Below are 12,261 nucleotides of genomic sequence, written 5' to 3'. Positions count from 1 at the left end.
CCTTTGTTTTTGAGAGTCATGTAAAGCAGGGGCTACTAAATTCTCTTCAACCGAGGTAAGTAAACCACCAGAAACAGTGACCGTCCCAGGGCAAAGATGATAAAGGATAACCAAAGTCCATGATTCCCATAATGAGGAACGCACCAGAAGAGAGCAATCAAAAAGCAGACCAGTGAAATCAGCATCGAATTACGGATCGGATACGTTACCGTCATCCCTGTAAACACACCGTAGAATACGAGTCCCAGCCCGGCTGCTAGGGGAAAGACCACCAGCCACCCATTGTAAGGAGCTGTCAGGCTAATCACTGTAGTATTCCCTGTAAATAGCGAGATCAGCGGCTCTTTCAGTGCAAGATACAATCCTCCTGTCACTACACTGGTAACCAGTGTCCAGAACCAGGATAAATGAATAACTCTCTGCAGCATTTTACGATCTCCAGCACCACGAGCCTGTCCCGTCATGATGCTACTGGCGTTGGCGAACCCGTCAAAAAAGTAAGCCATAATGTAATGGATCTGCAACAAAATAGCATTTGCCGCCAACTGATCGGTTCCAAAGCTCGCACTGCGCGCCGTAAACAGATTAAACATCGTCAACAGGCAGGCAGTACGAATCATGAGATCAAGGTTCGTCGCCATGACACTTTTTAACTCTGAGGCACCGAACCATTCTCGCCAATTCCTCTGTCCGCTGCGCTTCCATTCTCTCCAAATCGGTGAACGGAACACCAGTACAAGACCCAATACACATGCAAGAGCTTCTGCAATCAGGGTAGCGCTTGCGACCCCAGCGACATTCCAATGCATGACCTGTGTAAATACAATAGCTAATAGCATATTAATCACATTCATGGATATTTGTAAAAATAGTGTAGCTTTCACGCGGGACAATCCCATCAGCCATCCGAGCAGCACATAGTTCACTAATGTAAGGGGTGCTCCCCAAATACGGATGTTAAAATAAATTGCTGCTTGCTCTGCCACATCCTGAGCTGGATGGATGAGCTGGAGAGAAGCTAGCAAAATGGGCTTTTGCAATACAATAAATACTGCACTAATAAGTAGAGCTATGGCAAGTGGGCGCATGAGAGCAGCTATGCCTTGATCGTTATTTTGTGCCCCTGCGGCTTGTGCTGTGAAAGCTGACGTACTGACTCGCAGAAAGCCAAACAGCCAATATAAAGTATTGAAAATAAGAGTACCGACTGCCACGCCGCCTAAATAGGCAGACTGGCTCAAATGACCGATTACTGCTGTATCCACCGCACCGAGTAGCGGGGTAGTAATCGTCGAAATAATTAAAGGGATTGCTAAAGCAAGATAGGCTCGGTGGGAAGGCAGCATGTTGAAAAAACCTCCAGTAACGATTGTGTATAGGGATGCCGATCCGAATGAAATAATGATTCCTTGGAAAAATGCTCAAGCACACGGCCATCTTTCATAACCATGATTCGATCACTCATAAAGTGCACAGCCGCCAGATCATGCGAGATAAACAGATAAGCCAGTCCAAACTCATCCTGCAAATCCTTAAGCAGATTCAAAACCGTGGCTTGTGTGGTCACATCCAAACTTGCAGTCGGCTCGTCCAATACGATAAAATCCGGTTCTGTGCTAATGGCACGTGCAATGGTTACACGCTGCTTTTCCCCACCACTGAGCTGATGTGGGAACTTATCCAGATAGCTGGCCGGAAGCTTTACCATACCTAACAGCTGTTCTGCTATATTCCGACGTCCGGAGGGCAAACCCGCCATAAAGGAAGGAACATAGCACTTGAGCTGATCCAATGGCTCCAGCAGTGATTGCAGAATGGTTAGTCTGGGGTTCAAAGCTGCGGATGGATGTTGAAATACCGCCCCCAGTCTGCTGCGAATCCGTTTTAATTCACTTCGCTTTAATCCTCGAATGGACTGTCCATCCAGTCTAAGCTCACCTTGATCAAACGGGTCTAATGTTAAAATACAGCGAGCGAGTGTGCTTTTCCCACTGCCGCTTTCTCCGACAACACCCAGACATTCTCCGGGCAAGATCGATAGAGCAACATCGTGCAGCACAGTTTTGCCCCCAGTGTAAGCCTTCGTCAACCCGGAGACGGTAACAACAGGGTAGGGGCTGTCTTGCCACTGAGCGCAGGCGCCTTGATTATTCATGTATTGTGCTCCTTTCCGGTGCAAGCTGTTCATCAGTGCTATTGCATGGCAAACGCGAAGGAGCGCCTGGAGACAGCGGTGGAATAGCCGCCAGCAAGCGACGCGTATAGGGATGGACTGGATGGTCTAGCACCGCTTGCGTTTGGCCAGCTTCAACCAAAACACCTGTACGCATTACTGCAATTCGATCCGCATACTTCCGTACATGCCGTAGATCGTGAGTAATCCACAAGACGGAAATTCCCGTTTCCATCCGGATTTGATCAATGAGCTGGAGTACTCGGTGTGCAGTGAGCGTATCCAGCGCAGTTGTGGGCTCGTCGGCAATAAGCAGCTTTGGCTTTAGAAGCAGTGCAGCTGCAATAGCCGCTCGCTGCAATTGACCGCCGCTGAGCTCGAATGGATAGCTGCGGTACACACGTTCGGCGGGAAGCTGTACGTGCTGAAGCACCTCGATACAACGCTGTTTACGCGCTTTACGGTCTTGCTTGCCGTGAGCACACATCAGCTCGTCGAGTTGGCTGCCTACACGTAAAAAAGGTGTAAAAGCCCCGTGATAATCTTGAAAAATGTAAGATATTTCACTGCCAAGCAAGGAACGTCTTTGTTTAACAGGTAGGGCAAGCAAATTCTCGTCATTCCACATGATGATTCCTTCAGCGCTAACAGAAGCGGGGAGCAGACCGCCAATAGCGAACGCAGTCATGCTTTTACCGCTGCCGCTTTCGCCTGCCAGAGCACACCATTCTCCCGGATGAATGGCAAGTTCCAGTTGTTCTACAATCGTTTTTGCTTTTGTCCGAATCGTTAAGCCTTCAATAGTCAGCATGTATAGTTCACTCCTCTGACCGGGTTCTAACATCATATCGGTCGCGTAGCTTGTCTCCAAACACGTTCGCCAGTAGCACGGTGAGTACGACAGCTATGCCGGGACCCAGCATTAAATGGGGTGCCATTTGAAAATATGCACGCCCTTCATTCAACATCGTTCCCCATTCGGGAATGGGCGGCTGAGGACCTAAGCCCAAAAAAGATAGAGAGGCGATCATTAAGATGATTTTGCCGATATCCAGCGTAGCCAGTACCAGTACATTCCCAATGGCATGGGGCAGAATATGCCGCATGACAATTCGCAGGGAGGAGGTACCCGCAAGTATCGATAGCAAAATGTAATCCTTTTGCTTTTCAGCCAGAACGGTACTGCGCACCAGGCGGGCATAACCAACCCATTTTACTGCAGACACCGCAAATATAAGATTCCCTAAGCCTGGTCCAAGCAGGCCGCTTAGCACAATGGCAAAAATATAATCAGGCAAAGTCATGAAGGCATCGACTACACGTTGAAATACACGATCCACCCAGCCTCCAATAAATCCTGACAGCAGACCGAGGGGAACCCCGACAACCAGTGAAACGATCAAAATCAACAAACTGGTTCCGACTGTCGTCCGTAGTCCTGCTATGACTCTCGACAGCACATCTCTACCCAAATGATCGGTTCCCAGCCAGTGCATTGCGCTGATCGGTTGAAGTCGACTTCCCATTTGGATATGATACGGATCTTGCGGAGCTAAGAAGGGTATGACTGTAATGGCTGTAAGAATAAACAGGATGGAAAGTGATCCGATCCATGCTTTGGACAATCGTGCCCTGGTGAACTGCCTGTTTTCCGCATGTACGGATTTTATCATGATAAACCTTTCTCCTTCAAAGCAATTTCAGGATTGACCCAACGGTAGGACAGCTCTACCAAGATATTGAGACATATAATGAATACGGCCATAAAGATTGTATAGCCCTGTATAATGGGGTAGTCTCTCGCGGCAATTGCATCCACAATCCATTTGCCAAGCCCCGGATAGGCGAATAGCACTTCGATCACCACCGTACCTCCCAATAGGCTGCCAATGCTCTCGCTGAACACCGTAATAAGTGGAACTAAGCTGTGACGGAACATGTGTCTGAAAAAAATGCGAACCGGACTGATTCCACGCGCTTGCGCTGCTTTGATAAAATCCTGCCCCGAGCTTTCAATCAGACTTGCGCGAATCATTCGTACATAAACAGCCGCCATTGCCAATCCGAGGGTAAGAGAAGGGAGGACCAAATGGAAAACAGTTCCATCTCCCATGGACGGCAAAATACGCAATTTAACCGCAAACCATTCGATAAACAAAAGACCTAACCAAAAGCTAGGAATCGAGGAGCCAATTAAGGCAAACACACGACTGGCACTGTCAATCCAGCGGTTACGGTACAGCGCGGACAATGTGCCCAACGGGAGAGCTATCAGCAGCATAATGAACAGGGAGCCTCCAGTCAGGAGGAGTGTATAAGGCAGCTTTTCTATAAACTCTGTCAAGACTGGACGATGGGTTAAATAAGATTGTCCAAAATCCAACTGGAGCAACTGAACCAGCCACTTACCATATTGCACAGGCAATGGCTGATCCAGCCCCAATTGGCTACGCATATCTGCAATTTGCTGATTGGATACAGCTACATCATCTACTCGAAGAATGCTCCGAACGGGATCGCCCGGAACAAGCTTAAGCAGACAGAAGCTCACAAAGGAAAGAATAAGAAAAAACAACATAAACGTCAGAAATTTTTTGGCAATGGATTGAAACATGCTAGTTCACATCCAAGTCCTGGGTCAGCAGATAGTATTCACTTTGGCTGGTTACCCAGTTATGTACGTAATTACGATAGGCCACTACGTTGTTTGGATGAACTAGAAAGGATTGCAGATTTTCTTGGTCAATCAGCGTGACAGCCTTCAGCGCCAGCTTGTTGCGCTGCTCCTCATTCACAGTTGTGTTCAGTTGTGTAATCATACGCTCGAGTTCTGGTATATGCACACGACCGTAATTCAATGCTCCCTCCGGCATATAGGCCGCATTCAGGAAGTAGCTTGCATCGCCGCGCGGGGCTGTAATGTTACTGTAAGTCGCCAAATCCCAATCCTGATGAGCGGCCAGATATTCATCAATATTATCAACCTGACGGATATCAATCGTAATGCCAAGCTCCTTAGCGTTAGCCTGAATCAGCTGCGAAATGAGTGGAAGCTCTGCTCTCGACTGGTAGGTTAACAATGTAAGATGAAGGGAGGACCCGTCAGGATTCGTAACTTTTCCGTTCTGCACTGTATATCCAGCCTTTTTGAAGCCTTCTCGTGCCGCATTCAGATCAAACTTTTTCGTGATATATTTCGGTGAAAAAGGAAAGTCCGGCAAGAACGGACCTTGCGCAGGGGTTCCCTGACCAGACATGATACCGCTCGCAATCTCATCCCGGTTGATCAGATGATCGAATGCTTTGCGCACAGCTGTTTTTTTCAGATCATGATTGTTCATATTGTAAATAAGTTGGTGCGTCCGCAGGCTGGGGAGAGAGTCAACTTTAACGGTAGAATCAGCTTTCAAGAGTTCCAGACTTTCAATGGGCGGACGGTACACAATATCGGCTGTTTTAGCTTGAAATGCAAGCTGACGTGCATTGGCGTCTTCGTTAAACATGAACTTGGCATGTTTCAGCTTTACTTCACCGTTCCAATAGTGCTCGTTGCGCTCCAGATTCAGTTCACTTCCGGCACGGAAACTGGCAACCTGGAACGGCCCCGTTCCCGATGGGAAGTCACCTGTGGCTGTGGTGTCCATAATTGCGGTATTCGGATGAACCAGCTCAGATACAAATTCCGGGAAGGGCTTGTCCGTCGTAATGCTCAAGGTCTGCCCTTCTGCATGAATATCACGGATATGTAGTGCATTTTTGACCGATGGATTGAGCTTTAGCGCTCTTTCCAGAGAGGCTTTGACAGCTGCCGCATCTACGGCTTTACCGCTATGGAATTTCACGCCTGGTCGGATGCTAAAGGTCCAGTGTCGCCCGTCCTTACTATCCCATTTCTCTGCAAGCCAAGCTTCCAGCTTGAGATCCTTATTCACTTTGATTAGTGTTTCATTTACTCCAGCACGAACGGCTGTGTAATTAATATCTGTATGAGGATCAATAGAAGGGCTTTGCACGTTGAACAATAAGGTGACACTCTTATCTTGTGGTGCCGTAGAGGATGTGGATGTAGTGGATGGAGATGAAGCACAGGCTGTCATCATCACCGCCATTACCGCAGGGATACATAGTTTGAAATATGAACGTTTAAACAACAGGGAGTCCTCCTTAATAGTAATCGTAATTTTTACGCTTTACTCCGTGAGTCATATCGTAACCAAATGAGGAGGATTTGTAAATATGTAATTATATGAATACCTATCTAGATTCGTAAAAAAAGGCTGCTTAACCATAAATGAGATGGTTAGCAGCCTTTAAATTTATTCAGGTATTATATTTGGAATAAAAATAATGGTTAATCAGTGCATGGGTGCTTTAGCAGTGCCATGTTCAACATGAACTCTGCGAATGAAAAACGCAAGGATCAGACCGATCACGCTGATGACCATTGCAAAGAAAAATGAATTCTGAGATCCGATTACCATGGCATTAGCCATTTCATTTACGGATTGAGGCATGCTGGATTGGCTCAAATAGCTGTCCATGCCTTTGGAGAGAATACTTACCGCTACGGCAGTACCGATTGCACCAGCGACTTGCTGGAGCGTACTCATAATAGCCGTTCCGTCTGGGTATAGATCCATAGGCAGCTGGTTTAGACCGTTTGTTTGAGCTGGCATCATAATCATAGAAATACCGATCATCAAGCAACTATGAAGCACAATAATGAGTACGAGAGTGGATGTCGTTGTAATGCCTGACAGGAAAAACAACACAGCAGCCACGATTACAAGTCCTGGAATCACAAGCCATTTGGGACCGAATTTATCGAATAAGGAGCCCATAATAGGCGACAAGAGACCGTTGATAATCCCACCGGGCAGAAGCACCAAACCTGCTGTTAAAGCGGACAAGGCCAGCCCTTTTTGTAAGAACAGTGGAAGAATCAGCATCGTAGAAAGGATCGTCATCATACATAAGAACACCATGATAACGCCGATCACAAACATTGGATATTTAAATACACGCAAATTCAGCATAGGTGCCTTCATTTTCAACTGTCGTACAGAGAACAAAATCAACGATACCACACCGACAATCACAGGAAGCAAAACAACCAAGCTGGTCCAGCCTTCGCCACCTTCTCCGGATTTACTGAAACCAAACACGACACCGCCGAAACCAATGGAAGATAGGATAATAGATAAAAGATCAATCTTGGGCTTGGTCGGTTCTGAGACGTTCTGCATAAACAAAATACCGCAGATCAGCGAGAGTACCAGGAACGGAAGAGAGATCCAGAAGATCCAGTGCCAAGATAAATTTTGTAGCACCAGCCCTGCAATAGTAGGCCCTACCGCAGGTGCAAACATAATAACCAATCCGATAATTCCCATAGCCGCGCCTCTTTTTTCAGCAGGGAAGATAATTAAGATGGTGTTAAACATTAACGGCAATAACAGTGCTGTACCCATAGCCTGCAAAATGCGTGCGATCAATAACACTGAAAAGGTAGGGGCAAGCGCCGCAACGAGACAACCAGCTATTGAGAACAGCAACGATGCCACAAACAGCTGTCTTGTAGTAAAGGTTTGAAGCAGCAATCCCGATACAGGCACCAAAATACCAAGTGTCAACAGATAAGCGGTAGTCAGCCATTGAGCTGTTGCTGTTGTAATATGCAAAATCTGCATCAAATCATTCAACGCAATGTTAAGTGCCGTTTCACTGAACATTCCAATAAAGCCACTAAGGAGCAGGGCAATCATAATAGGTAGCACCTTGAACGTCTTGGGTTCAGAGGGTGAACTTGTTTGACTCATTGTACTCATGTTGTTTTTGTTCCTCCAATAAATTAATGGGTATTGAATTATAACGATCGGTCTATATATAATAAACATGCTATTATTTTTTTGTCAAAGTAAAAGTTTCAAATATTATATAATGAAGGATGCTGTATATGGCTGCTAAACCCGAATCATATGAGAATATCGTACAAACGGCGTCGAGACTCTTTTTTCACCAGGGGTATCATGCGACCGGACTGAATCAGATTCTTGCCGAGAGTGGATCACCGAAGGGATCACTTTATTATTATTTTCCACATGGTAAAGAAGAGTTGGCTTTGGAGTGCATAAGAAGAGGGAATGAGTTTATTAAGCAAAAATTAAAACAGGCACTGAGCGGAAACGAAAATCCTGTAGTAGCCATTCAGGATTTTATTCGTCATACAGCTGAGGAGGCAGACCGTCTCGGCTTTGACAGCTTCATGCCGATTGGCTTCTGGGCTGCTGCGGAAACTTCCTGTATCAGCGAATCGCTACGTCATGCTTGTGTGAATACGTTTACAGATTGGCAGCGCATTTATATGGAGCGTCTTCAGGAATCGGGCTTGGATGAGGAAAAGGCACACAGCCTGGCGGTACTGATCATTTCAATGCTCGAAGGTGCATTAATTTTGGCCGTTACGCAACAGAGCAGTGCTCCAATTTATAACATCGTGGATTACATTCCACAATTGGTCAAATGACTTAGCTGGTCGGTTTTCAAGCGCCCCTAATGAGCTCCAACAAGCGACTTTAGAGAGTCGATGTTTTCATTTTTGAGAACTCGGCTTTTTGGTGCATCCTGGGATGTAATTTTACTCACATTACCAGCACCAAATGATGAAAAGTATGGTAAAATGGAATGAATTTGATTTTGCGCGAAAGGAAGAGTGATGCAAGTGGCAAAAGCGAAGGTACCCAAACGGCCTACTCGGGATGAATTTGTACTTGAGGAAATCGGGAATCAGCTTGTAGAAGCACAACAAGAGCAATCCGAAGTTGTATTGACAGTATGGGGACGCGAAGAAGCAACCCGCGGACAAATCGTTAAAATGGACCCGAGAACAGGCAAGGTTCATGTAGAGAGTAATGGAGAAACGGATAAGGTTCCTTTTATGGATATCATGAGTGTAAATTACCCGAGAGATTAGTTGTGATTACATAAATATAACAGAAAGGGATGAAAGAATGTCAAAGTTAGGCGTCTCCCTTACAATCGGTATTTTTATGATCATCTTTTCAATGATTTTCGGTTTTAAAGTATATATAGTTGTTTCTGCTGCTATGTTCGGATTTTTTGCATATCTAGCTGTAGCAGGATATCTCAAACGTAATAACCAGGATGATCCGTCAAATGATGGCTATTATGAATTTTTGGAAAATGCCAGGAACTAATAATTATTATTCATGAATAAAAAAACAACCGAGTGGTTTACAGCCATCGGTTGTTTTTTTATATTCTGCTATATAAGTGGTAAAGAGAACACCGCATGGCTGCGTTGACCTAGGCCTGGTATAGGTTTATGTAGCTTTGATCGGGCTGGCATGATTGGTGCGGGCTGCGGCTTTCTTAAGCACCTTACGATCGAAAATGAAGGGGCCGAACGGCAACAGCGAGGCAATCAAGGCTGCAAGCCCTTGCAGCAGCGTAATTTTACGCAATATCAACATGACTAACGTGGCAACCACATAAGCCACAAACAGTACCCCATGGATCATTCCCACCCAGCTTACCATTTGCGGCATTCCAGCTGCGTATTTAAGTGGCATGGCAATACATACAAGCAGCAAATAAGAAATCGCTTCAATATTACCAATGGCACCAAACGTTTTAAAAGCATTTTTGAACATAATAGACCTCCTTTTTCTGTTACTTAAAATTTAATATATCCTATAATGCAATGTTATTAAACGGTAGAAAGTTACGATATATCGAAAATTTACAGCTAACTCTTAATATTTACTTTGATACTCGGGTCACAACGTCCGGGTTGTTTAGATTAACGTAAGAAAAAAATGAGGTCTAAACATTTGGTATGGAAATTCCGATAACAGTTAAATGAACGTCTGTACGTTATGGTATATATTTTAAAAGCTGGATTGCAGCAGAAGGGTTTGTGCGTTTACTTATTCGTTTTAACAAATAAAATTTCCATACTGGTATCAAGGAGAGCATAGCATATGAATAAAAAACGTCTGCGTCAATGGATGGCTCCGTTCGCAACGGCCACACTGATTTTGAATACGGGATATGGCATTTTGGGACCCGATGCAGTGGCTAGCGCGTTGCCGACTGAAAGGCATAACTCAAATCTGACAGGTTTGAATAGTGCACAATCACATACCAAATTAGCAACCGTTCAAGGGCGCCAAATGCCGTTCACTTCTGGCGCGAAATTGACTTCGTTAACTGGTCAGAAGACCACTCTTAACCAAATGATAAAAGTAATGTCGAGCCAGCTGGTTACTTCGAATATTGCGCCAGCAGATGTAAGCAGTCTTACTGCGGTTCCTACAGAAACAACAAAAGTAAATTTGTCTTGGATCAATCCGTCGGACATCAATTTTGACCATGTAAAAGTGGTTAATGTCACTAACGATGTATATGTAGATAACATTCGAAGTAACTCTTATATGATGAGCGGTTTACAGCCGAACACGACATATACCTTTCGCGTGAAAACGGTGAATAAGAGTGGAAATGAATCTCTCGGTACAACAATACAGGCTAAAACAGCTTCCGTTGATGGTCCTGTAGATAAGACACCCCCAGGAGAAGTAAGCGGGCTGACAGCGACGAATGTAGGTTATAATGGATTTACCATCAATTACATATTGCCTAAGGATACTGACTTAAGCCAAGCGATTATCTATTTAAATGGTACAGAAATTCAGAGAACCACAGGCACGTCTTACACGTTTAATGTCTTGAATGCTGCTACAGCCTACAATGTAACGGTCAAAACGATAGACAAATCCGGAAACTTATCTCAGGGAGTTAGTATTCCCGTTACAACGTCTTCAGTCTCTACCGATATTGTGCCCGAAGTGACAGGTGCTTCAGTGACATCAGTTAATAACTATAGCGTTACTGTTTCCTGGACAAGACCTAGCGGAATTAGTACAGTCAGCCTGTATAAGGATGGCCAGCTGGTAACGGATTCAACAGGATCATCCTATACATTTAACAATCTATCGGCAAGCCAGACATACACATTCACGATAAAATCCAAGCGAAGCACAGGTGCGTTGTCTTCCGGTGTGAAACTGACTGCCACAACGGATAGTACATCCTCCAATTCGTCAGAAGTGTCCAATCTTGAAGTCGATAGCAAAAGCGACACCTGGATCAAAATCACCTATGACATGCCGAGCAGAGCAGAGAAGGTGAAAATATATGTTGATGGCGATTATAAGGGAACTACAAGCTCAGAATCCTATAAAATTACGGATTTACGAGAGGGACGCTGGTATGAGATTAAGGTCATAACTGTAAATAGTAGTGGAAGGGAATCTAGTGGTGTAAAGATATCGGAACGCACGAATTCGGATGGTTACTACTCTTCGTCTTCTAGTTCATCGAACTATGAGAAAGCAAGAGATTTGATGCGGATTGCAGAGAACAGTCTAAATGCGTCCGACTGGCGTTCTGCCAGAGATGCGATTAGTGATCTGCCAACCGGTACACGTAAAAGTGATCTGCTGGATCGATTGGAGGCTATTCGCAATAGGGCATTAGGCACCAGCAGTTCATCGTCCGGGACAAGCTCTACTACCACCACTTCCGGTACTACGACGAATTACACGAACAGTGCGGTTGCTTCCTATTCAACGTCGTTCACCCTAACACCAGGAGCTAAAACAGCTTATGTGGATGGTCGGGCTACAACGATAGCTCAGGCGCCGAAAATCATAAATGGCGTAACGATGGTCCCGTTACGATTTATCAGTGAACGGGTGGGTTACGATGTAAATTATGAAAAAGGCACCAAAAAGATCATTCTGAATCGTCCTACAGACGGCAAACAAATAGTACTTCAAGTCAAGAATTCCACACTTGCTGTATATGAGTTAAACAACTCCCGGAATTATTCGACGAGCATCACTGCTCCAGTTATTGTTAACGGCTACACGCTGGTTCCATTACGAGTCATCAGCGAGCTTTCGGGTTATCAGGTAAACTATAATACTGCATCCAAACAAATTACGATTACCAAATAAATACTTCTGAAAAAAGAGTTCTAAAGTAAAAACTTTAGAACTCTT

General features: G+C 45.0%; 12 protein-coding genes. 4 read left to right on the top strand and 8 right to left on the bottom strand.

The annotated features are described in order from the left end of the window. Window positions 1-35 precede the first annotated feature (35 nt). The 7 genes from HFE01_RS05420 to HFE01_RS05390 all read right to left on the bottom strand — a co-directional run bounded on the left by HFE01_RS05420 (window position 36) and on the right by HFE01_RS05390 (window position 7,992). Window positions 36-1,346 carry an MATE family efflux transporter gene (locus HFE01_RS05420; RefSeq protein ID WP_107733551.1) on the bottom strand — a complete coding sequence of 437 codons (1,311 nt, stop codon included), beginning with the start codon at window positions 1,344-1,346 and terminating at the stop codon, window positions 36-38. Next, window positions 1,313-2,155 carry an ABC transporter ATP-binding protein gene (locus tag HFE01_RS05415; RefSeq protein WP_107733552.1) on the bottom strand — a complete coding sequence of 281 codons (843 nt, stop codon included), beginning with the start codon at window positions 2,153-2,155 and terminating at the stop codon, window positions 1,313-1,315. The genes HFE01_RS05420 and HFE01_RS05415 overlap by 34 nt, the downstream gene beginning before the upstream one ends. Continuing rightward, window positions 2,148-2,984, bottom strand: a complete 837-nt coding sequence (locus HFE01_RS05410) for an ATP-binding cassette domain-containing protein (RefSeq protein WP_107733553.1) — start codon at window positions 2,982-2,984, stop codon at window positions 2,148-2,150. Before HFE01_RS05410 ends, HFE01_RS05415 begins: the two co-directional genes overlap by 8 nt. A 7-nt stretch (window positions 2,985-2,991) precedes the next feature. Next, window positions 2,992-3,846, bottom strand: a complete 855-nt coding sequence (gene nikC, locus HFE01_RS05405; RefSeq protein ID WP_107733554.1) for a nickel transporter permease — start codon at window positions 3,844-3,846, stop codon at window positions 2,992-2,994. Then, window positions 3,843-4,787 (bottom strand): nickel ABC transporter permease, encoded by a 945-nt coding sequence (gene nikB / locus HFE01_RS05400; RefSeq protein ID WP_025364966.1) that lies wholly within the window; start codon window positions 4,785-4,787, stop codon window positions 3,843-3,845. The genes nikC and nikB overlap by 4 nt, the downstream gene beginning before the upstream one ends. 1 nt (window position 4,788) lies before the next feature. After that, a complete protein-coding gene (nikA, locus tag HFE01_RS05395) occupies window positions 4,789-6,324 on the bottom strand; it encodes a nickel ABC transporter substrate-binding protein (protein WP_107733555.1) in 1,536 nt (511 codons plus the stop codon). A gap of 204 nt (window positions 6,325-6,528) precedes the next feature. Then, complete coding sequence (locus HFE01_RS05390) at window positions 6,529-7,992, bottom strand: DHA2 family efflux MFS transporter permease subunit (protein ID WP_174821092.1); 1,464 nt, start codon at window positions 7,990-7,992, stop codon at window positions 6,529-6,531. Window positions 7,993-8,129: 137 nt separating this feature from the next. Here HFE01_RS05390 and HFE01_RS05385 point away from each other — a divergent pair, with 137 nt between their 5' ends. The 3 genes from HFE01_RS05385 (at window position 8,130) to HFE01_RS05375 (ending at window position 9,390) form a co-directional block, all read left to right on the top strand. Beyond that, the gene (locus tag HFE01_RS05385) at window positions 8,130-8,699 is read left to right on the top strand and encodes a TetR/AcrR family transcriptional regulator (RefSeq protein WP_016820806.1); all 570 of its coding nucleotides are present in this window, start codon (window positions 8,130-8,132) and stop codon (window positions 8,697-8,699) included. Window positions 8,700-8,894: 195 nt separating this feature from the next. After that, the gene (locus tag HFE01_RS05380; RefSeq protein ID WP_025364962.1) at window positions 8,895-9,146 is read left to right on the top strand and encodes a YolD-like family protein; all 252 of its coding nucleotides are present in this window, start codon (window positions 8,895-8,897) and stop codon (window positions 9,144-9,146) included. Between the two features lie 37 nt (window positions 9,147-9,183). After that, a complete protein-coding gene (locus HFE01_RS05375) occupies window positions 9,184-9,390 on the top strand; it encodes a hypothetical protein (RefSeq protein WP_107733557.1) in 207 nt (68 codons plus the stop codon). A gap of 126 nt (window positions 9,391-9,516) precedes the next feature. On the opposite strand, the gene HFE01_RS05370 is transcribed toward HFE01_RS05375, so the two are convergent. Beyond that, complete coding sequence (locus tag HFE01_RS05370) at window positions 9,517-9,846, bottom strand: DUF3817 domain-containing protein (RefSeq protein WP_016820809.1); 330 nt, start codon at window positions 9,844-9,846, stop codon at window positions 9,517-9,519. A 330-nt stretch (window positions 9,847-10,176) separates the two neighbouring features. Here HFE01_RS05370 and HFE01_RS05365 point away from each other — a divergent pair, with 330 nt between their 5' ends. After that, window positions 10,177-12,216 carry a fibronectin type III domain-containing protein gene (locus HFE01_RS05365; protein ID WP_107733558.1) on the top strand — a complete coding sequence of 680 codons (2,040 nt, stop codon included), beginning with the start codon at window positions 10,177-10,179 and terminating at the stop codon, window positions 12,214-12,216. Window positions 12,217-12,261: the final 45 nt, after the last annotated feature.

The organism is Paenibacillus sp. EKM10P, assembly GCF_011800655.1.
In the GTDB taxonomy this organism is placed as follows: Bacteria; Bacillota; Bacilli; order Paenibacillales; family Paenibacillaceae; genus Paenibacillus; species Paenibacillus polymyxa.
The sequence above is the reverse complement of the archived record's forward strand: the minus strand, read 5'-3'. Positions and strand labels throughout refer to the sequence as shown.